The 19,958-nt window shown below is 72.5% G+C and carries 17 protein-coding genes; 6 read left to right on the top strand and 11 right to left on the bottom strand.

What is annotated here, in order from left to right; genetic code table 11:
* Positions 1-41: 41 nt before the first annotated feature.
* The 4 genes from ACFQ11_RS04575 to araB all read right to left on the bottom strand — a co-directional run bounded on the left by ACFQ11_RS04575 (position 42) and on the right by araB (position 4,385).
* On the bottom strand, positions 42-440 hold the full coding sequence (locus ACFQ11_RS04575) for a hypothetical protein (RefSeq protein ID WP_378296520.1): 399 nt from the start codon (positions 438-440) through the stop codon (positions 42-44).
* Between the two features lie 140 nt (positions 441-580).
* Complete coding sequence (araA, locus tag ACFQ11_RS04570; RefSeq protein ID WP_378296518.1) at positions 581-2,041, bottom strand: L-arabinose isomerase; 1,461 nt, start codon at positions 2,039-2,041, stop codon at positions 581-583.
* Positions 2,038-2,700, bottom strand: a complete 663-nt coding sequence (locus ACFQ11_RS04565) for an L-ribulose-5-phosphate 4-epimerase (protein WP_378296517.1) — start codon at positions 2,698-2,700, stop codon at positions 2,038-2,040. Before ACFQ11_RS04565 ends, araA begins: the two co-directional genes overlap by 4 nt.
* A complete protein-coding gene (gene araB, locus ACFQ11_RS04560; RefSeq protein WP_378296516.1) occupies positions 2,697-4,385 on the bottom strand; it encodes a ribulokinase in 1,689 nt (562 codons plus the stop codon). The genes ACFQ11_RS04565 and araB overlap by 4 nt, the downstream gene beginning before the upstream one ends.
* 83 nt (positions 4,386-4,468) lie before the next feature.
* Here araB and ACFQ11_RS04555 point away from each other — a divergent pair, with 83 nt between their 5' ends.
* Both ACFQ11_RS04555 and ACFQ11_RS04550 read left to right on the top strand, forming a co-directional pair.
* A complete protein-coding gene (locus ACFQ11_RS04555; RefSeq protein ID WP_378296515.1) occupies positions 4,469-5,623 on the top strand; it encodes an acyl-CoA dehydrogenase family protein in 1,155 nt (384 codons plus the stop codon).
* Positions 5,624-5,648: 25 nt separating this feature from the next.
* A complete protein-coding gene (locus ACFQ11_RS04550; protein ID WP_378296514.1) occupies positions 5,649-6,203 on the top strand; it encodes a TetR/AcrR family transcriptional regulator in 555 nt (184 codons plus the stop codon).
* A gap of 284 nt (positions 6,204-6,487) precedes the next feature.
* Here ACFQ11_RS04550 and ACFQ11_RS04545 read toward each other — a convergent pair whose 3' ends face one another.
* Genes ACFQ11_RS04545 through ACFQ11_RS04525 form a run of 5 tightly spaced genes read right to left on the bottom strand, consistent with a single transcriptional unit; the run spans position 6,488 to position 11,226 of the window.
* Positions 6,488-7,771: an ABC transporter substrate-binding protein gene (locus ACFQ11_RS04545; RefSeq protein WP_378296513.1), complete on the bottom strand. Its 1,284-nt coding sequence runs from the start codon at positions 7,769-7,771 to the stop codon at positions 6,488-6,490.
* Between the two features lie 5 nt (positions 7,772-7,776).
* Positions 7,777-8,814, bottom strand: a complete 1,038-nt coding sequence (locus ACFQ11_RS04540) for a branched-chain amino acid ABC transporter permease (protein ID WP_378296511.1) — start codon at positions 8,812-8,814, stop codon at positions 7,777-7,779.
* An 8-nt stretch (positions 8,815-8,822) separates the two neighbouring features.
* Entirely contained in the window at positions 8,823-9,704 is an 882-nt protein-coding gene (locus tag ACFQ11_RS04535) for a branched-chain amino acid ABC transporter permease (RefSeq protein WP_378296510.1), read from the bottom strand.
* A gap of 2 nt (positions 9,705-9,706) precedes the next feature.
* Entirely contained in the window at positions 9,707-10,471 is a 765-nt protein-coding gene (locus tag ACFQ11_RS04530) for an ABC transporter ATP-binding protein (protein WP_378296509.1), read from the bottom strand.
* Positions 10,468-11,226, bottom strand: coding sequence for an ABC transporter ATP-binding protein (locus ACFQ11_RS04525; protein ID WP_378296508.1), 759 nt, complete (start codon positions 11,224-11,226; stop codon positions 10,468-10,470). Before ACFQ11_RS04525 ends, ACFQ11_RS04530 begins: the two co-directional genes overlap by 4 nt.
* 176 nt (positions 11,227-11,402) lie before the next feature.
* On the opposite strand from ACFQ11_RS04525, the gene ACFQ11_RS04520 reads away from it, so the two are divergent.
* Positions 11,403-12,761, top strand: coding sequence for a PucR family transcriptional regulator (locus ACFQ11_RS04520; RefSeq protein ID WP_378296507.1), 1,359 nt, complete (start codon positions 11,403-11,405; stop codon positions 12,759-12,761).
* Entirely contained in the window at positions 12,748-14,232 is a 1,485-nt protein-coding gene (locus ACFQ11_RS04515) for a long-chain-fatty-acid--CoA ligase (protein ID WP_378296506.1), read from the top strand. The genes ACFQ11_RS04520 and ACFQ11_RS04515 overlap by 14 nt, the downstream gene beginning before the upstream one ends.
* On the opposite strand, the gene ACFQ11_RS04510 is transcribed toward ACFQ11_RS04515, so the two are convergent.
* Entirely contained in the window at positions 14,201-15,277 is a 1,077-nt protein-coding gene (locus tag ACFQ11_RS04510) for an AI-2E family transporter (RefSeq protein ID WP_378296505.1), read from the bottom strand. The genes ACFQ11_RS04515 and ACFQ11_RS04510 overlap by 32 nt on opposite strands.
* A 141-nt stretch (positions 15,278-15,418) precedes the next feature.
* Between ACFQ11_RS04510 and ACFQ11_RS04505 the strand changes: the two genes are divergently transcribed.
* Both ACFQ11_RS04505 and ACFQ11_RS04500 read left to right on the top strand, forming a co-directional pair.
* Positions 15,419-17,887, top strand: a complete 2,469-nt coding sequence (locus ACFQ11_RS04505) for an AAA family ATPase (protein ID WP_378296504.1) — start codon at positions 15,419-15,421, stop codon at positions 17,885-17,887.
* Positions 17,884-19,164 (top strand): McrC family protein, encoded by a 1,281-nt coding sequence (locus tag ACFQ11_RS04500; RefSeq protein ID WP_378296503.1) that lies wholly within the window; start codon positions 17,884-17,886, stop codon positions 19,162-19,164. The genes ACFQ11_RS04505 and ACFQ11_RS04500 overlap by 4 nt, the downstream gene beginning before the upstream one ends.
* Before the next feature lie 15 nt (positions 19,165-19,179).
* Here ACFQ11_RS04500 and ACFQ11_RS04495 read toward each other — a convergent pair whose 3' ends face one another.
* Positions 19,180-19,950, bottom strand: coding sequence for an SDR family NAD(P)-dependent oxidoreductase (locus ACFQ11_RS04495; RefSeq protein ID WP_378296502.1), 771 nt, complete (start codon positions 19,948-19,950; stop codon positions 19,180-19,182).
* Positions 19,951-19,958 lie beyond the last annotated feature (8 nt).

Here is a 19,958-nt window from a genome sequence, read left to right as displayed (position 1 = left end):
GGCCCGGCGGCCGTGACCCGGACGCGCGGCGCGCCGGGCGGTCACGCCGCGGCGGCGCCGGACCGCCGGTCGCGCACCACGCGGACCACGGCGGTGGCGACGACCGCACCGGTGAAGAGGCCGGCGAACGCCATCAGGGCGCCGACCGCCCAGAGTCCCGTGGAGTCGTCGGACCAGTCGGCGCACAGCGCGGTCATGGTGCCGAGGACGGGCGCGGCGACGGCGGTGACGGGGTGGCGGTAGGCCGCCGCGGCGGCGGTCAGCGCGACGAGGACCAGGATCAGGCCCGCCACCTGCCACGGCTGGTAGGGGCCGGTCTCGTGACCGTCGGGGTGCACGTCGCGGTGCTGGTCCCAGCCGAGCCAGGCGGCCCAGTTGGCGGCGGCCGCCACGGCCAGGAGGAGGAAGGCCGCCGTCTCGGCCGCGATTCGCTTCGTCATCCGTCCATGGTCGTCCCGGCGGTTCCCGGGCGGCTGAGTACGGATACTCATCTCCGCGGACCGGGCGTACTCGGGTTGGCGGCATCGGCGTCCGCGGGGGAGAGCGCGCCGGGGCCGCGGCGGCCCCGGCGCGTCCGGCGTCAGAACCCCTGGGCAAGGCGGTGGTACGCCTGGTTCCAGCGGAGCTCCTTGGCGAACCGGGCCGTGGTCGTGTCGGCGTCGATGGTGACGAGTTCGACGCCGAGCATGTCGGCCAGGTCGGCGAGTTCCTCGGCGCCCACCGCCGTGGACAGGACGGTGTGGTGCGGGCCGCCCGCGGTGAGCCACGACTCGGTGGACGTCGTCAGGTCGGGGCGCGGGCGCCACACCGCCCGTGCCACCGGCAGGTTCGGCAGCGGCGGCGGGACGACCACGTCGATCTCGTTCGCGACCAGCCGGAACCGGTCGCCGAGGTCGGCGAGGCCCACGACGATCCCGGGCCCCGGCTCGGCGTCGAACACGAGCCGCACGGGGTCCTCGCGGCCGCCGATGCCGAGCGGGTGGATCTCGCAGGACGGCGTTCCCGCGGCGATCGAGGGGCAGACCTCGAGCATGTGCGCGCCGAGGATCAGCTCCTCCCCCGGCACCAGGTTGTAGGTGTAGTCCTCCATGAACGAGGTCCCGCCGCCGGGCGCCATCGTCTTGAGGGCCCGCAGCAGCGCGGACGTCTTCCAGTCGCCCTCGCCGCCGAACCCGTACCCGTCCGCCATGAGCCGCTGGACGGCCAGGCCGGGGAGCTGGCGGAGCCCGCCGAGGTCCTCGAAGTTGGTGGTGAAGGCCGTGAACCCGCCGTCGGCGAGGAACCCGCGCAGGCCCAGCTCGATGCGGGCGGCGTACCGCAGCGACGCGTGCCGATCTCCGCCCGCGCGGAGCTCCGGGACGACGTCGTAGGCGTCCTCGTACTCGGCGGCCAGGGCCGCCACGTCGGCGTCGGCGGCCGCGTCGACCGCCGCCACCAGGTCGTTCACGGCGTAGGTGTTGACCGAGACGCCGAACCGGAGCTGCGCCTCGACCTTGTCGCCCTCGGTCACCGCGACGTCGCGCATGTTGTCGCCGAACCGGGCGAGCCGCATCGTGCGCAGCGCGGCGGCCCCGGCGGCGGCCCGCGCCCACGCCTCGATCCGGGACGCCACCGCCGGATCGGCGACGTGCCCCGCGACGGTCTTGCGGGCGACGCCGAGCCGGGTCTGGACGTGCGCGAACTCGCGGTCGCCGTGCGCGGCCTGGTTGAGGTTCATGAAGTCCATGTCGATGGAGCTCCACGGCAGCTCCACGTTCGCCTGCGTGTGCAGGTGCAGCAGCGGCTTGCGCAGCGCGTCCAGCCCCGCGATCCACATCTTCGCCGGGGAGAACGTGTGCATCCACGCGATCACGCCGGTGCACGCGTCGTCCGCGTTCGCCTCCAGCATGACGCGGCGGATGGACGCCGCGTCCGTGAGCACCGGCTTCCACTCGACGTCGATCGGGAGCCCGTCCGCGATCCGCCTGGACTGCCCGGCGACCTGCCGCAGCGTCTCCTCGCCGTACAGGCCCTGGCTGCCGGTCAGGAACCATGCCGTCATCGCGCGCTCCTCTGCCCGTAGACGTTCTGGTAGCGGTCGTACAGGCTGTCGACGTCGGCCTGCGCGATCGGCAGCGGCTCGCCGAGCTGCCGGGACACGTGCACGGTGCGGGCGACGTCCTCGCACATCACCGCCGCCTTCACGGCGGCCTTCGGGGAGTCCCCGACCGTGAAGACCCCGTGGTTGCGCATCAGCACCGCCGTCGACCGGTGCCCCTTCAGGGTGTCGACGACGCCGCGGCCGATGTCCTCGCCGCCGATCAGCGCGAACGGCCCGACCGGGATCTCGCCGCCGAACTCGTCGGCCATCGCCGTCAGCACGCACGGGATCGGCTCCCCGCGCGCCGCCCACGCCGACGCGTAGGTCGAATGCGTGTGCACGACCCCGTTCACGTCCGGCATGTGCCGGTACACGTAGGCGTGCGCCGCGGTGTCGCTGGACGGCGACAGCTCCCCCTCGACCCGGTTCCCGTCGAGGTCGCACACGACGATCGACTCGGGCGTCAGGTCGTCGTACGACACCCCGCTGGGCTTGATGGCGAACCGGTCGCCGCCGGGCAGCCGTCCCGACACGTTCCCCGCCGTCCACGCCACCAGGTCGTTGCGGACGAGCTCGGTGTGCAGGCGGCAGACGATCTCCCGGAGTTCTTCGTCCGTCATCGGGCGGCCTCGTTCCTGATCGCGCGCAGACGGTGCAGGACGGCGCCGTCCGCGAAGTGGTCGTGCAGCCGGCGGTACTCGGCGTACAGCCGGTCGTAGGCGTCGGCGCGGGCGGGGTCGGGGACGAACGCGTCCGGGATCCGCTTGCCCATCGCCGCCGCCGCGGCGGTGATGTCGGGGTGGGCGCCCGCGGCGACGGCGGCGTGGATCGCCGCGCCGAGCGCCGGCCCCTGGCCGGAGCCGATCGCCGACAGGGGGCGGCGGAGCACGTCGGCGTACACCTGCATGAGGAACCGGTTGCCGAGCAGCCCGCCCGCGACGACGAACTCCTCGACCGGCACCCCGGACGCCTCGAACGTCTCGACGATCGTCCGGGCGCCGAACGCGGTCGCCTCGATGAGCGCCCGGTAGACGTCCTCCGGCCGGGTCGCGAGCGTCTGCCCGACGAGCACCCCGGACAGGTCGTGGTCGACGAGCACCGACCGGTTGCCGTTGTGCCAGTCGAGCGCGACGAGCCCGTGCTCCCCGACGTTCTGCCGTTCGGCGAGCGAGGTGAGGTACTCGTGCGCGCTCATCCCCCGGGCGTCCGCCTCGCGGGCGTACGACGCGGGCACGGACGTCTCGGCGAACCAGCCGAAGATGTCGCCGACGCCCGACTGGCCCGCCTCGTACCCCCACAGCCCGGGGACGATCCCGTCGCGCACCACCCCGCACATGCCCGGTACCTCGGCGAGCCGGTCGGACGCCATGACGTGGCAGGTCGAGGTGCCCATGATCGCGACCATCCGGCCGGGCCGGACGGCGTCCGCCGCGGCGGCCGTGACGTGCGCGTCGACGTTCCCGACGGCCACCGCGACGCCCTCGGGGAGGCCCGTCCATCCGGCGGCCTCGGCGCTCAGCCGGCCCGCCCTCCCGCCGAGGGGGGCGAGGTCGTGCCCGAGCTTGCCGGTGAAGCCCGCGAAGCCCGGGTTGAGGGCGGCGGCGAACTCGGCGGAGGGGTACGAGCCGTCCTGGTGGATGCCCTTGTACCCGGCGGTGCAGACGTTGCGGGACTCGGTGCCGGTGAGCTGCCAGACGATCCAGTCCGCGGCCTCGATCCACCGTTCGGCCGCCGCGTACGTCTCGGGGTCCTCTTCGAGGACCTGCAGGCCCTTGGCCCACTCCCACTCGGAGGAGATCTTGCCGCCGTACCGGGCGAGCCAGGGCTCGCCCCGCTCGGCGGCGAGCGCGTTGATCCGGTCGGCGTGCGGCTGGGCGGCGTGGTGCTTCCACAGCTTGGGCCAGGCGTGCGGCCGGTCGGGGTGCCGCTCGCACAGCGGCGTCCCGTCGGCGGCCGCCGGCAGCACGGTGCAGGCGGTGAAGTCGGTGCCGATGCCGACGACGTCCGCGGGGTCCACGCCCGCGGCGTCCAGCGCCTCCGGGACCGCGGTCCGCAGGACGTCGCGCCAGTCCTCCGGGGATTGCAGCGCCCAGTCCGGCGGGAGGCGCGGCCCGCCGCCGGGCAGCCGTTCCTCGATCACGCCGTGGGCGTACTCGTGGACCGCGCTCCCGAGCTCGGCCCCGTCCGCGACCCGCACCACGACGGCCCGTCCGGACAGCGTCCCGAAGTCCACCCCCACCGCATACGCGTCTGCCCCCACACCGTCCCCTTTCTCCCTGCCGGATGCCACTGTGACCGGTAACATACGGCGGCGTCAAGGCATCCGGGGCCACGACGCCGGAGAACGGGCATGGACGACGTCCATACCAGACGGTATGGTTCCGTACCATGGGGTACGGAGACGATGTCATCGCCCGCGTGCGCGACCTGGCGCCCACGCTGGCCGACCGCGCCCGCGCCGCCGAGGAGGCGCGTCGGCTGCCCGACGAGACGATCGCCGACCTGGCCGCGACCGGCCTGTTCGGCACGCTCGTCCCGACGAGGTTCGGCGGCGCCGGGCTGGGCTTCGGCACGATGGCCGCCGCGTGCCGCGAGGCCGGTGCGGCCTGCGCGTCCACCGGCTGGCTGGCGGCCGTCTTCACGCTGCACAACTGGATGGTCGCGCTGTTCCCCGAGGAGGCGCAGGCGGAAGTGTGGGCCGAACGCCCGTACGCGCTGATCCCCTGCACGCTCGCGCCGAGCGGCACCGCGGAACCCGCCGGCGGCGGCCACACCGTCACCGGCCGCTGGTCGTGGGGCAGCGGGGCGATGCACGCCGACCACGTGATGGTGACGGCGCTCGTCACCGCCGGCGACGCGATCGAGCCGCGCCTGTTCCTGCTGCCGCGCGCGGACGTCACCGTCCACGACGTCTGGCACACCAGCGGCATGCGCGGCACCGGCAGCAACGACATCGAGGTGGCGGGCGCGTTCGTTCCCGCGCATCGCTCCGTGCCCCTCGCCGAACTCGCCGAGGGCCGCTCCCCCGGCGCGCGCGTCCACCCCGGAGCCGTGTACCGGACGCCGCTGGTCCCGGTGTTCGCGCTGGCCGGCGCGGCGCCCGTCCTCGGGGCGGCGGAGGGGCTGCTCGCCCGGTTCCGCGAGCGCATGGCGGGCCGGGTGACGGCGTACACGGGCGAGCGGCAGCGCGACCTGATGAGCGGCCAGATCCGGCTCGCCGCCGCGACCGCCGACCTGCGGGCCGCCCGGCTCCTCCTCGACGACGCGCTGCGCGCCGCGTCCGGCGCGGACGCCGCGGACCTGCGGCGGCGCGCCCGCGCCCGGCTCGCCGCGGCGCACGTCGTCGCGACCGCCCGCCGCGTCGTGAACGACCTGTGCGGGGCGTCCGGGGCGAGCACCCAGTTCACCGACTCGCCGTTCCAGCGGGCGCAGCGGGATGTGAATACGATCTCCGGGCACGTGGTGTTCGACCCGGACGCGTCCTACGCGCTCTACGGAAAGCTCGAGCTCGGCCTGGACACCGGCCCGGTCAACCTCGTGTAGCCGAGCGAACGATCGGGGGAGCACGATGACGGCCCGCACGAAGGCGTCCCGGCGGGACTGGATCGAGGCCGCGTACGGGGAGCTGGCGCGCACCGGCGAGCGCGGCGTGACGATCAACGCGCTCGCGTCCCGGCTGGGCGTCACCAAGGGCAGCTTCTACTGGCACTTCAAGGACCGCACCGAGCTGGTGCGCGCCCTGTTCGACCGGTGGGCGCACGAGCGGACGGACGAGATGCTCGGGCTCGCGCTCGGCACCACCGCCGACCCGCGCGAGCGGCTGCGCCGCGTGCAGGCGCTCGGCCGCGAGATCGCCCCCGTCGACCGCGCGATGCGGCTGTGGGCGCGGCGCGAGCCCGCCGCCGAGGAGGCCGTCCGGCACGCCGACCGCGCCCTCCTCGGCCACATCGCCGCCTGCCTGCGCGACCTCGGCTTCGCCCCGGACGACGCCCGCCTGCGCGCGCAGCTCATGCTCCGCGCATGGGTCGGCGGCTACCTCGTCCCCGCACCCCCGGGTGCCCCCGACCAGGACGAACGCATGCTCGACCTCCTCCTCACACCCCTCCCGGGACACGAGCGCTGACGAGCCGTGCGCGCCGGCGCCCCGCGCCCGTCCGGAGCCGGGACGGACGCGGGGCACCGGCTCGAGCCGCCGCGGCTACTGAGGCGGGAGGTCGACGTAGACGCCCTCGGAGATGCGCGTCCCGTCGGACATTGCGGACCTGGGCCGATCTGTGCAGACCTAGAACAGAAATCGACTGGAACGGCGGAGAACATAACCCGCCGGTTTGCCTGTCGCCATACATTTCCGCCCGCTGCACTCGGCGGGGGCCCGGCCGCCGGCGGGGGCGGCCGGGCCCGCGGGCGTCACGGGTGCTGGACGGGGCCGAAGGCCTTGCGGGTGTCGATGACGTCGCCGAACAGGTGCCAGCGCTCGCCCTCGAAGCGCATCATCTGCATCGACTCGATGGGGAAGCCGTCGCCCTCGCCGGTCTGCATCGTCACGCCGGGCAGCAGCATCGGGACCTCGACGTCCGCGAGGTTGCGCATCGAGTCGCGCAGGCCCTCGCGGGTCTTGCACTCCGCCGCCTCCATCGTCTTGTGGAAGCTGCTCGCGACGGCCCAGCCGAACGCGTGGTACGGGACGGCCGGGTCCGCGTTCGGCACGTACTGCTTCAGCTTCTCCCGGTACAGCTTCATCTCGGCGTCGTCCGCCCACTGTGGGTCGTTCGGGTCCTTGTAGTACGTGGCGGACACGACGCCCTGGACGTTGTCGAACCCGACGGGCTCGAGCACGGTGACGGACGCGGCGACGTTGTTGACGATGTGCAGCGGGTTCCAGTCGCGGATCTTCGCGTCGGCGGCGAGGGCCTGCGAGCCGAACTTCGGCGTCGTCACGTTGAGGAAGACGTCCGCGCCCGACCCGGCGAGGTCGCGCATCTGCGGTTCGACGCTCGGGTCGGAGACCTCGTAGCTCTCCTCCTGGACGATCGTGATGCCGCTGCCCTCGATGGCCTTCTTGAAGCCGCCGAGGAGGTCCTCGCCGAAGTCGTCGTTCTGGAACAGGACGGCGACCTTCGCGTTCGGCTTCTCCTGCTTGAGGTACTGCGCGTACACGCGCGCCTCGGAGATGTAGTTCGGCTGCCAGCCGATCGTCCACGGGTGCTCGCCGTCGGTGCCCCACTTGGAGGCGCCGGTCGCCACGAACACCTGCGGCACCTTGCGCTGGTTCGCGTAGTCCCAGGTCGCGGTGGTCGACGGGGTGCCGAGGGTCTGGAACAGCGCGAACACCTGCTCCTGCTCGACGAGGCGGCGCGCCTCCTCCACGGCCTTCGGCGGCTGGTAGCCGTCGTCGCGCACGATGAACTCGACGGTGCGCCCGTCGATGCCGTCCTTCTCGGCGTTGACGTAGTCGAAGTACGCCTTGATGCCCTTCGGGATGGCGCCGTACGCGGAGGCCGGGCCCGACAGCGGGTAGATGCCGCCCAGCTTGATCGTCTCGTCGGTGATCCCGGTGGTCTGCTGGCCCTCGCACGCGCCCTCGGCGGTGCTCCCGCCGCCGCCCTCGTCCCGGCCGCCGCAGGCCGCGGCGGACGCCAGCAGCAGTGCGGCCGCCGACATCGCGGCCGTCCGTCCCATCGTTCGACGCATTCGCGTCACCTCTTCCGGAGGATCTTGTCGGTCGTCCACGGCGCGACGCGCCCCGGCAGCCCCGCCAGGCCGGACGGGGCGAGGTACATCACCGCGATGATCAGCAGGCCGAAGATGACCCCCGGCGCCGCCTCGTTGATGTCCTGGGAGAGGCTCGGCACGAACATCATGAACAGCCCGCCGAGCAGCGGTCCCGCGGCCGACCCGAGGCCGCCCACCACGATCGCGGCGAGCAGCGTGATCGACAGGTTGACGGTGAACGAGTCGGGCGAGACGAACCCGATCGTCCACGTGTAGAGGCAGCCCGCGGCGCCCGCGAACATCGCGCTCCACGCGAACGCGAGCCGCTTGTACGACGCGGGCTTCACGCCCATGACCTCGGCGGCCGTCTCGTTGTCGCGGACGGAGTGCAGCGCGCGGCCCACCCGGGAGCGGAGCAGGAACCGCACGATCGCGAACGCCAGGACCGTCCCGGCGAGCGCGAGGAAGTACAGCCACTGGTCGGGGGCGAGGCCGGTCCACGACGGCGGTGCGGGCTTCTCCAGCGTCAGCCCCATCGACCCGCCGGTCACCGACTCGAACCGCTTGAGCAGCGGCACCAGGAAGATCGCGATGGCGAGGGTGACGAGCGCCAGGTAGAGCCCCCGCAGCCGGGTGGCGGGCACGCCCAGCGCCAGCCCGATCGCGAACGTCAGCGCGGCCGCGAGCGGGAACGTCAGCAGGTAAGGGACGTCCCAGTGGTACATCATCGCGGCCGTCCCGTAGGCGCCGACGGCGAAGAACGCGCCGTGCCCGAGGGAGATCTGCCCCGCGTGGCCGACCAGCAGGTTCAGCCCGATCAGCGCGACCGCGTACACCATCACCATCGTCAACTGGAACACCCGGAAGGGGACCAGCTCGAACGGCGCCCGCAGCGCCACCAGCAGCAGGACGCCCAGCAGCAGCAGGCGCCAGTGCTGCACGGCGAACGCCGTCGCGCGGTCCCGGGCGGTCGGCTCGGTGCGGGCCCCGGTGCCGGGCGTCCCGGCCGTGCTCGTCTTCATCTCGCTCCTCACGCGCGTTCCACCGCCGGTCGTCCGAACAGGCCCTGCGGGCGCAGCAGCAGGACGGCCAGGATGATCGCCAGCGGGACGCCGATCTTCAGGTCGGAGCCGATCGCGTCGACGTAGGCGCCCGCGAGGGTCTCGGCCACGCCGACGATCAGGCCGCCGACGACGGCGCCGAGCGGGCTGTCGAAACCGCCGAGGGTCGCGGCGGCGAACGCGTAGATGAGGACGCCGCCCATCATGTTCGGCTCCAGGAACAGCAGTGGCGCCACCAGGACGCCCGACACCGCGCCGACCATCGCGGCGAGGCCCCAGCCGAGCGCGAGCGTCCACCCGACCCGGATGCCGACCAGCCGCGCCGACTCCGGGTTCGTCGCGACCGCGCGCATCCCGAGGCCGATCTTGGTGTGCCGGAACAGCAGGTACAGCAGGCCCATCACCCCGCCGACGACGGCGAGGATCCCGAGCGTCGCGTAGCCGACGCTGACGCCGCCCGCCCGCAGCGCGCCGTCCGGGAACGGGTTCGGGAAGTCCTTGATCAGGAACGACCAGATCCATCCGGCGGCGGCGTTCACGAAGATGAACAGGCCCACGGTGACGATCACGATCGTCAGCTCGGGGGCGCCCTCGACCGGCCGGATGATCACTCGTTCGATCAGCATCCCGCCCGCGAACGAGATCGCGAGCGTGAGGACGAGCGCGAGCCAGAACGGCAGCCCCGCGTCGATGAACGTCCAGGCGATGTACGTGGCGAACATGGCGAGCTCGCCCTGCGCGAAGTTGACGATGCCGGTGAACTGGTAGATCAGGACGAGCGCGAGGGCGAGGCTCGCGTAGATGGCGCCGGCGCTCAGCCCGGCGACGCACTGCTGCAGGAAGTCGGCCACGGCTAGATCCGGTATCCGAGGTAGGACTGCGCGACCTGCTCGTCCGCCCTGATGTCCGCCGCCGACCCCGACAGCGCGATGCGCCCGCTCTCCAGCACGTGCGCCTGATCGGCGATGCCCAGCGCGAGATGCGCGTTCTGCTCCACGACGACCACGGTGGTCCGTTCCTCCTCGTTGATCGCTCGCACGATGCCGAACAACTCCCGGGTGACCAGCGGCGCGAGGCCGAGCGACGGCTCGTCCAGCAGCAGCAGCCGCGGCCGGGACATGAGCGCGCGGCCGATCGCGAGCATCTGCTGCTCGCCGCCGCTGAGGCTCCCGGCGGCCTGCCCGACCCGTTCCCGCAGCACCGGGAAGTGGCCGTACACGCGCTCCAGGTCGGACTGGACGGCGGCGCGGTCGCGGCGCGCGAACGCCCCGAGCCGCAGGTTCTCCTCGACCGTCAGGGGGACGAACGTGCCGCGCCCCTCCGGCACGTGCGCGACACCGCGCCGGGCGACGGCGTCCGGCGAGCACCCGGCCAGCGACGTCCCGTCCAAGCGCACGCCCCCACGGCCCTTGACCATCCCGCAGAGCGCGCGCAGCAGCGTCGTCTTGCCCGCGCCGTTCGGGCCGAGGATGGCGCAGATCTCGCCTTCCCCCACCCGGAGGCTCACCCCGTGCAACACCCGCACGTCGCCGTACCCCGCGTGCAGGTCGTCCACAGCCAGGAAGGCGGCCGCCTCCTCGGGCCGGGTCGCGCTCGTCTCGTCAGTTCGCCCGGTCATGCCGCGGCCCCCAGGTACGCCTCGATGACCGCCGGGTCGCGCTGGACGTCCTCGGGCGGGCCCTCGGCGATCTTCTTGCCGAAGTCGAGGCACACCACCCGGTCGCAGGTGCCCATGACGAAGCCCATGTGGTGCTCGACGACGATGACGGTGACGTCGAAGTCGTCCCGGATCGTCTGCAGGAGGTCGGCGAACTCCCCCACCTCCCCGTGGCTGAGGCCGTTGACGGGCTCGTCCAGCAGCAGCAGGCGGGGACGGGCGGCGAGGGCGCGGGCCAGCTCGACCCGCTTGAGGGTGCCGAACGGCAGGCCGGCGGCCGGATGCCCGGCGACGTCCGCCAGCTCCAGCCGCTCGAGCAGTTCCGCCGCCTCGCCCCGCAGCCGGGCCTCCTCCCGCCGGACGGACGGCAGCCGCAGGCTCGCGCCGACGAACCCGGCCCGGCCGTGGTGGTGCGCGCCGACCAGGACGTTGTCCCGGACGGACATGCGCGGGAACAGGCCGAGGTTCTGGAAGGTGCGGGCGATGCCGAGGCCGACGATGGCGTGCGGGGCGACGGCGAGCAGGTCGCGCCCCTCGTAGGAGATCGCGCCGCCGTCGGCGTCGTAGCGGCGGGTCAGGCAGTTGAACAGGGTGGTCTTGCCGGCGCCGTTCGGCCCGATCAGCCCGACCATCTCACCGCGGTCGATGGCGAACCCGACACCTCCCAGCGCGGTGATGCCGCCGAAGCGGACGGTGAGCTCGCGAACCTCCAGCATCCGGCCTCCTGAACCGCGTTCCGTACAGGGGCCGTCAGCGTAAAATCCGCGCTCACCTCGCACATTGGGCGGAGGAACCCAACCTCGGACCGGGGAGTTGTCCGCGAAGAACAGCGTGCGTCTCGGAGTTGTCACGGGCCGTTGACGCTGCCCGGTGTGACAGGAATCATCCGGGCATGTCCGGTGGCCTCAGCACGGGAACGCTCACCGGTGCGGACACCGTCCGCACCGAACGCTCACGAATCCTCGCCGAACTCCTCACCATCGTCGACGAACTGGCGGACCGGGCCGTCGCCGCCATGCGGGCGGAGATCCCCGCCTACGCGGACCGGGCGGACGGCTTCCTCGCGGACGTCCGCGAGCAGGTCGGCCGGCACTACCGCACCAAGCTCGCCGTGCTGCTGGAGGAGCGCACGGTCACGTTCGAGGACATCGCGTTCAGCCGCCGCGCGTCGATGCGGCGGGCGCAGGCCGGGTGCACGCTGGCCGACTACATCAACGCCTTCCGGGTGGGGCAGCAGGTCTTCTGGGAGGCGGTCGTGGCCCACGCGGGCCGCTCGTTCGCCGGTCAGGAGGCGGCGCTGACGCTGGCGTCGCCGCTGATGCGGTACTGCGACTTCGCGAGCACGCACGCCGCGAACGCGTACATGGAGTACCAGCGGTACGCCGCCGCGGAGAGCGTCCAGGCGAGCCGTGACCTGGTCGAGCTCCTGCTGGCCGGGGAGGCGCCGACGCGCGGGCCGCAGCTCGCGACCGCGCACGCGCACGGGCTGAACCCCGAGTCGCGGGCGCCGCTGGTCGTGGTCGCGGCCGTCCTGGTCGGCGGCGAGCCGCAGGCGGACGCCCGGCACGCGGCGTGCGCGGCGATCGCCCGGACCGGGGTCGGCCGGCACCGGACGCTGGCGGTCGTGCGGCAGTCGGAGATCGTGGCGGTGCCCGCGCTCGGCCCGGGCGGCGACCCCGGCGAGCTGTGCGACCGGCTCCAGACCGTCCAGCGGGACCTCCTGGACGAGGACATCGTGCTCGCGATGGGCATCAGCACGGTCGTCGAGGGGACGGCGGAGATCCCGCGCGCCTTCCAGGAGGCGCGGGCGGTGCTGGAGTTCCTCCCGGAGGACGGCGGTGTCGCGGCGCTGCCGCGGATCTCCCCGTTCGAGTACATGGCGCTGCGGGCGGACGACACGGCGCGGCATCTCGTCGACCCGCGCGTCCTGGACCTGCTCGCGGAGGACCGGATGCGCGGCGGGGTGCTGACCGCGACGATCCGGGCGTTCGCCGCCGCCGACCTCAACCTGCGCGCCGCCGCCGAACGCCTGCAGATCCACCACAACACCGCGCAGTACCGTCTTCGCCGCATCCAGGAACGGACCGGGCGCAACCTCCGGCACTTCACGGATCTCGTCGACCTGCTCGTCGCGATCGCCCTCCAGGACGTGTTGCCCCCGGCCACCAATCCCGGGCGGGAAAGACTGGTCTCCGCGACCAATGAGGGGGACGGGACCGGCGACGTACCGTCGGCCCATGAATCTCGCTGAGCGGCTCCGGGCCGCCGCCGAACGGCTCGGCGGGCGCACGGCCCTCACGCTCGACCGGGAGAGGCTCGGCTACCGCGAGCTGGAGCTGCGGAGCGCGCGGACGGGCGCGCTGCTGCGGCGGCGCGGGATCAGGCCGGGCGACCGGGTCGCGGTGATGCTCCCCAACGTGCCCGAGTTCGCCGTCGTCTACTACGGCATCCTGCGGATCGGGGCGGTGGTCGTCCCGCTCGATCCGCTGCTGAAGCGGCGGGAGGTCGCCGCGTACCTGGGCGACTGCGCGGCCCGGCTGGTGATCGCCTGGCACGCGTACGCGGAGACCGTCGAGGCGGGCACGGCCGGCACCCGCACCGACTACATGTTCGTGGTGCCGGGCGAGTGGGGCCGGCTGCTGCGCGGCGTGCCGCCCGCCGAGGACGTCGCCGCCACCGCCGCCGGCGACACCGCGGTGCTGCTCTACAGCGCGGGGACGACCGGGCCGACGAAGGGCATCGAGCTGACGCACGCCAACCTCGGCGGCAACGCCGCGACGGTCGCGCGGATGCACGGGCTCGGCGTCGACGACGTCGTCCTCGGCGCGCTCCCGCTGTACCACGCGTTCGGGCAGACGTGCGCGCTGAACGCCACGATCCACGCGGGCGGCCGGCTCACGCTGCTGGACCGGTTCGACGCGTCCCGCGCCCTGGAGGTGATCAGGCGGGACGGCGTGACGGTGTTCCACGGGGTCCCGGCGATGTTCATCGCGCTGCTCGACCACCCCGCCGTGTCCGACATGTCGCTGCTGCGGAGCTGCGTGTCCGGGGGCGCCGCGCTCCCCCTGGACGTCCTGCGCGCGTTCGACGCGCTCGGCTGCCGGATCATCGAGGGCTACGGGATGAGCGAGACGTCGCCGCTGGCGGCGTCCAACCGGGGCGGGGCGGACCGCCGGCCCGGCTCCATCGGCCGCCCGATCCACGGGGTGCGGATGCGGGTGGTCGGCGACGACGGCCGCGAGCTCCCGCACGGCGAGATCGGCGAGATCGTCGTGCGCGGCCCGAACGTGATGAAGGGCTACTGGAACAATCCCGCGGCCACCGCGGAGGCGATCCGCGACGGCTGGTTCCACACCGGCGACCTCGGCCGCACCGACGGCGACGGCGTCTTCTACCTCGTCGACCGCCGCCGCGACGTGATCATCCGCGCCGGGTACACCGTGTACCCGCGGGAGGTCGAGGAGGTGCTGTACGAGCATCCGGCGGTGCGGCAGGCGGCAGTCGTCGGCGTCCCGCACCCGGAGGTCGGCGAGGAGATCGCCGCGGTGGTGTCGCTGCGCGCCCCGGCGGGCGCCGACGAGCTGCGCGCGTGGGTGCGCGAGCGCGTCGCCGCGTACAAGTACCCGCGGGTGATCAAGTTCCTGGACGAGCTGCCCACGGGCCCCACCGGCAAGATCCTCAAGCGCGCGCTCACGCCTCCCGCGGCGACTCCCGTTCGGTAGGCCCGTCGCGGCCCGTCAGGACGGACGTCACGCGGTAGACGACCGCGACGACCGGGACGGCGATCACGGCGCCCGCGATGCCCGCCAGCAGGGTCCCGGCCGTGACCGCCATGATGATCACGACCGGATGCAGGTGCAGCGTCCGCCCCATGATGAGCGGTTGCAGCAGGTGGCTCTCGGCCTGCTGGACGACGAGCACCGCCGCGAGCACGAGCAGCGCGTCGGTGACCCCGCCGCCGACGAACGCGATGAGCACCGCCGCCGCGCCCGCGATGATCGCGCCCGCGATCGGGACGAACGCGGCGACGAAGGTCAGCAGCGTCAGCGGCAGCGCGAACGGCACGCCGATCAGGACGAGCGCGAGCCCGATGCCGATCGCGTCCACCAGCGCGATCACGACGATGCCGTGCACGTACGACACGAGGGCCCGCCACCCGGCCCGTCCGGCCGCGTCGATCTTCGCGCGGCGCTCTTCGGGCACGAGACCCACGATCCAGTCCCACATCTTCCTGCCGTCCTTCAGCATGAAGAACAGCAGGAACAGGGCGATCAGCGCGGCGGCCAGCACCTCGGCCGCCATGCTGGCGCCCGCCACGGGGCTGGGCGACGACCGCTGCGCGGCCCGGGTGATCCCGTCGACGATGTTGTTGAGCTGCCGCTCGTTGATCGGCAGGGGCCCGTTGAGGAGCTGGTCGCGGGCCCGGTCGAGGCCCTCGGTGAGCCCCCGCCGCACCTGCTGCCACTGGTCGGCGGCCTGCCCGGTGACCAGCGCGACCGGCCCGGCGACCGCGACGAGCAGGGTGAGCAGCCCGGCGAGCGCCCCCGCCCACGCGGGCGCCCGCAGCCGCCGCGTCCACCGCGCGACCGGCGACATCAGCGCGGTCAGCAGCAGCGCGGCGAGGACCGCCATGGTCAGCGGCGCCAGCATGACGAGGAAGTAGACGAGCAGCCCGACGGCCACCGCGATCACCAGGAAGCACGCCGCGACCGCCGCCGCCTTCCGCAGCACGGACGGGACGGCCCCGAATCCCTTGCCGTTGGTCACCCCGCCGCTACTACCCCGCCCTCCACCCCGCAACCACCGCCCCGCAACCACCACCGGGCGGCGGGAGCGGAATGAACGGGTTTGAAGGGCGGCCGGTCACTACACTCGTCGATCCCGTCCCCCTCAAGTAAAAGGATCCCTATGCGGCCGATCGTCTCGATTAAGAAGGAAGCGGCCAACGGTCACAAGATCGTGCACTATGACGGGCAGTTGTACGAACTGACCCCCTCACCCGGCGAGGTCATCTGCGCCGCCGGCGGCGGGACGGCGCTTCACCATCGTCGGGACTGCACGCACATCGCCGGAACCGAGAACGGGTGGCGGATCTACTTCGACACCGACGGCGATCTGTGGCTGCGCCTCCTGGAATCGGGATCGGCGGAGGAGCCCGACAAGCGGCGAGAGTTCGCCGCGCGCGCGAATCTGTTCAACGGTAAGAACTTCCCGGTGGACAGGGTCTGCGGCACCTGCGCGCTCGTGCAGGTCGGGATCAGCGGTGTCCAGCCGCCGAAGAAACCGCTCTCCACCGCCCTGGCGGAGTTCGACCGGCATGCCCTCGCCGAGCGCGTCGAGCAGACGAGGCGGGAGATCGACGAGGTGGTGTCGAGATTTCCGCTGGACGACTGGCCCTCCATGCCGCTTGATCGATATGCGCTCGGCACGCCCGTTTCCAAGGAGTCGTTCTGCTATTCCATGGAGTTCGGCACCACCGCGCTGTGCAGCATGAAGGGCGGAAGCGCCAACAAGCACCTGATCTACCGTCGCAAAAGCGACGAATCTTGGCACTTCGGCGCCGCCTACGACGACGAACAGGAAGCGTGGGAGAAGGTTCGGGCCGGTTTCGTCGAGGCGTTCGGGTACGCCGCGACCGGTGACATCGCCGAGATCGACGGCATCGAGGCGCTCCGCTCGGGGCCCGCACTGACGGCGAAGGCGGTCTCGTGCTACTTCCCCGACGTCATCCTCCCTGTCACCAGCCGTGACCACGTTCGTGCGTTCGTCCATCACCTTTCGGGGGACGACGTCTCCTCCCTGGACGCGTTCGCCGCCCACCGGCGGCTCAAGGAGCTGGTGGAGGCCGATGTCCGGTTCGACGGGTGGCATCCGTACGAAATCGGTATCTTCCTGTACGACTGGGCCGATCCCCGCCCAGCGAGCACGACCGTCCTCAAAGTGGCCCCGGGTGACAAGGCCAAGTACTGGGACGACTGCTTGACCGGCCGCTACATCTGCGTCGGCTGGGACGACGTCGGCGACCTGACCACGTTCGTCTCCGAGGACGAGTTCCGCCAGAAGTTCGAAGAGGTGTACGGCGACCACTACAAGGGGCACAAGAGCAAGATCTCGGCCAAGGCGAACGAATTGTGGCGGCTCTACCAACTCCAGCCCGGTGATCTGGTAGTGGCCAATCAGGGCAAGAGCAAGGTGCTCGCGGTCGGCACGGTCACCCAGGACGGCTACCGGTGGCGGCCGGAACGCGCGGAGTACCGGCACACCGTGGCCGTCGACTGGGACACCAGTTACGAGCAGACCCTCGCCGAGCCCTACAACGCATGGGGCACCGTCACGGTCGCCAAGGTGAAGACGGACCTGTGGAAGACGATCGCGGCGGGCATGGCGAAACCGACGCGCCCCGCCACGGCCGTCCGGTCGGAGCCGCTGTTCGAGAAACTCTCCGCACTCCTGGCTCGGAAGGGCCAGGCTGTCCTGTACGGGCCGCCGGGGACGGGCAAGACCTACGCGAGCCTGCGTTTCGCGCTGTGGTGGCTGGCCACGCAGATGCCCGATCTCGGCCTGGATCCGGTCGCGGGCTACGGGACGGCGGAGTTCCGGCAGGCCCTCGACGCCCTCACGGACCGCGGGCACCTCACGCAGGTCACCTTCCATCCCGCCTACGGCTACGAGGACTTCATCGAGGGTTACCGCCCGGACGGGGCGGGCGGCGAGGGCCTCCGGCTGGCGCTGCGCGACGGGATCTTCATGAAGGTCTGCGAGCAGGCCGCCCGCACCCCCGAGCGCCCGTTCCTGGTGCTGATCGACGAGATCAACCGCGGCGACGTCCCCAAGATCCTCGGCGAGCTGATCACCCTGCTCGAACCGGACAAGCGCGGCCTGCACGTCACGCTACCGACGGGCCGACGCTTCGCCGTGCCGTCCAATGTTCGCGTTCTCGGCACCATGAACACCGCCGACCGCAGCATCCGGCTCCTGGACTCGGCACTGCGCCGCAGGTTCGCCTTCCACGAGCTGCTGCCCGATGCGGACGACGTCCTGTACGGGCAGAAGGTCGGTGATCTGGACCTCGGGCTGCTGCTGCGGGAACTCAACCGGCGCGTCGTCGCGGAGCTCGGACGCGAACGCCAGATCGGTCACTCGTTCTTCCTGTCCGGTGGTCAGGCGGTCGACGATCCGGGCGAGCTCGCGGACGTGATCCGCACCGAGGTCATGCCGCTCCTGCAGGAGTACGCCTACGACGACTATTCGCTGCTCGCCCGTTTCCTCGGCGAGCGAATCGTCGACGTGCGGGGACACACCGTCGCCGACTTGAGCGACGACGAGCTCGTGGACGCGCTGTCGGCGGAGTTCGGCGCGGCCGTGGGCGACCAATGACGCTCATCACCGTCGACGAGTACGGCACCGTCCAGCGGGGCGGGCTGAGGCCGAGCGCGGCCGACCTCGCGGCCGCCGACTCCGAGGAGCTGTCCAGGCGCGTCGGCTTGCGCTGGTTGCGGGGCGACGTCCTCGAGGTGACAGCGGGCCCGCACGTCGGCGTCGTCGAACTCGATTGCGCGACCGTCCGCGTCCGGCCGAAGCTCAAAGGCGAAGAGCTCGCCGTTCTACGGATGATCGACTACTCGGCCGGGCTCGACGCCCTCCGAGACCTGAAGACGCCGCAGGTCCTCGGGCAGGGCCTCGACCTCCGCGACCTGGTCTGCCTCTTGCTGACGCGCGAGACCGGTGGACTGCTTCGGCACGGGTTGCGCCGCGACTACCTGCGCCGTGAGGAGGACCTGCCCACCGTCCGCGGCCGGCTGCTGGCGGACCGTCAGGTCATGCGGCGCTTCGGTCGGCTCGACCGGCTGGAGTGCCGCTACGACGAGCGCAGCGGCGACATACTTGACAACCGGCTGTGCGCCGCCGCGCTGCAGCTCGCCGCCCGGACGGTCACCGACCCGGGCGTGCGGCGGGACGCCCGCCGCCTCGCCGCCGACTTCGCCGAGGTGTGCAGCACGCGCGACTTCGACGTGCGCGCGGCCGCGGAACGGCTCGTCTATCACCGGGCGAACGAGCATTACCGTGAAGCCCACCGCTGGGCGCTCATGCTCTTCGGGCGGGCCGCGTTCTCCGATCTCTACGCGAGCCACGGCCCGGTGACGCGTGCGTTCATGGTCGACATGAACGCGCTCTTCGAGAGGTTCGTCACCCGGCTGCTGCGGGACGCGGCGACGGGCACCGGCGTCGACGTCCTCCCTCAAAAGACGCTGACGCGGGCCGTCGTGACCGCGGACGGCAAGGCCTACGCCCCCATCAAGCCGGATGTCCAGCTCGTCCGCGGGCATGGGTCATCGGCCTGGCGGCGGTCCGTCGACGCGAAGTACAAGCTCTACGCGGACCGGAAGATCCAGACCTCGGACCTGTTTCAGAGCTTCGCGTACGCCCACGCGCTGAGCGGCTCGGACGGCGCCGGGCCGCCCACCGCCTACGTCCTGTACGCGAGCGACCGTGACGTGCCGCCCGAGAGCCTCCGGCTGCACCGGCATGACGGCACCGCTGCCGCCCAAGTGACGTGCGTGGCCGTCAACGTGCCGGACGTGCTCGGACGCCTCGCGGCCGACGAGCCAGCGCCGATCGTCGAGGAGCTGAGGCGAACACTTCTGCACGCCTGAACCCGGGTGGCGGGGTCAGCGGGGGACGAGGCCGCCGTCGGCGAGGAGGACCTGGCCGGTGACGAAGCTCGCGGCGTCGGAGGCGAGGAACAGGGCGGGGCCGACCATCTCGTCGGGGTCGGCCATGCGGTTCTGCAGGGCGGCGCCGGCCATCGCCTCCTGCACCTCGGGCGGGTTGTTGCGGACCATGAGGGTGTCGACGGTGCCGGGCGCGAGCGCGTTGACGCGGATGCCGCGCGGGGCGAACTCGGCGGCCATCGAGCGGGTGTAGGAGGCCATCGCGGCCTTCGCGGCGGCGTACATGGCGACGCCCGGCGACCACATGAACGCGCCCGCGGAGATGACGTTGAGGACGGCCGCGCACGGGCTCTCGGTGAGGTGCTCGAGGGCGCGCTGGACGAGGAACACGGGGCCGCGGACGTTGACGTCCTGCGACTTCGCGAACGCCTCGGGGGTGAGGCCGCCGATCGGCTGGGCGAGCGGGTTCGCGGCGTTGTTGACGACGATGTCGAGGCGGCCGAACGTGTCGGCGGTGCGGGCGACCAGGGCGTCCAGGGCGGCGAGGTCGCCGAGGTGGGTCGGGACACCGAGGGCCGCGCCGCCCATCGCCTTCAGGTGCGCCTCGGTCTCCGCGCAGGGTCCGGGTTTGCGGCTCGCGACGACGACGCTCGCGCCGGCGGCGACGAAGCCCTCGGCGATCGCCCGTCCGATGCCGCGGGTGCCGCCGGTGACGATCGCGACGCGTCCGGTCAGGTCGAACAGGGTCCGCAGCTTCTCGGCGTCCACGATGGCCT

The sequence above is a fragment of the Actinomadura sediminis genome, from assembly GCF_042675525.1.
Lineage (GTDB): Bacteria > Actinomycetota > Actinomycetes > Streptosporangiales > Streptosporangiaceae > Spirillospora > Spirillospora sediminis.
Note: the sequence above shows the minus strand (reverse complement) of the source record. Positions and strands in the feature narration are given on the sequence as shown.

Bases quoted from the DNA above. Each gene is read 5' to 3' on its own strand.
- ACFQ11_RS04525 (WP_378296508.1), bottom strand. From the start codon at position 11,226: ATGCTGGAGGTTCGCGAGCTCACCGTCCGCTTCGGCGGCATCACCGCG.
- ACFQ11_RS04540 (WP_378296511.1), bottom strand. From the start codon at position 8,814: ATGAAGACGAGCACGGCCGGGACGCCCGGCACCGGGGCCCGCACCGAG.
- ACFQ11_RS04520 (WP_378296507.1), top strand. From the start codon at position 11,403: ATGTCCGGTGGCCTCAGCACGGGAACGCTCACCGGTGCGGACACCGTC.
- ACFQ11_RS04505 (WP_378296504.1), top strand. From the start codon at position 15,419: ATGCGGCCGATCGTCTCGATTAAGAAGGAAGCGGCCAACGGTCACAAG.
- araA (WP_378296518.1), bottom strand. From the start codon at position 2,041: ATGACGGCATGGTTCCTGACCGGCAGCCAGGGCCTGTACGGCGAGGAG.
- ACFQ11_RS04555 (WP_378296515.1), top strand. From the start codon at position 4,469: ATGGGGTACGGAGACGATGTCATCGCCCGCGTGCGCGACCTGGCGCCC.
- ACFQ11_RS04530 (WP_378296509.1), bottom strand. From the start codon at position 10,471: ATGACCGGGCGAACTGACGAGACGAGCGCGACCCGGCCCGAGGAGGCG.
- ACFQ11_RS04500 (WP_378296503.1), top strand. From the start codon at position 17,884: ATGACGCTCATCACCGTCGACGAGTACGGCACCGTCCAGCGGGGCGGG.
- ACFQ11_RS04515 (WP_378296506.1), top strand. From the start codon at position 12,748: ATGAATCTCGCTGAGCGGCTCCGGGCCGCCGCCGAACGGCTCGGCGGG.
- ACFQ11_RS04575 (WP_378296520.1), bottom strand. From the start codon at position 440: ATGACGAAGCGAATCGCGGCCGAGACGGCGGCCTTCCTCCTCCTGGCC.
- ACFQ11_RS04545 (WP_378296513.1), bottom strand. From the start codon at position 7,771: ATGCGTCGAACGATGGGACGGACGGCCGCGATGTCGGCGGCCGCACTG.
- ACFQ11_RS04550 (WP_378296514.1), top strand. From the start codon at position 5,649: ATGACGGCCCGCACGAAGGCGTCCCGGCGGGACTGGATCGAGGCCGCG.
- araB (WP_378296516.1), bottom strand. From the start codon at position 4,385: ATGTTACCGGTCACAGTGGCATCCGGCAGGGAGAAAGGGGACGGTGTG.
- ACFQ11_RS04565 (WP_378296517.1), bottom strand. From the start codon at position 2,700: ATGACGGACGAAGAACTCCGGGAGATCGTCTGCCGCCTGCACACCGAG.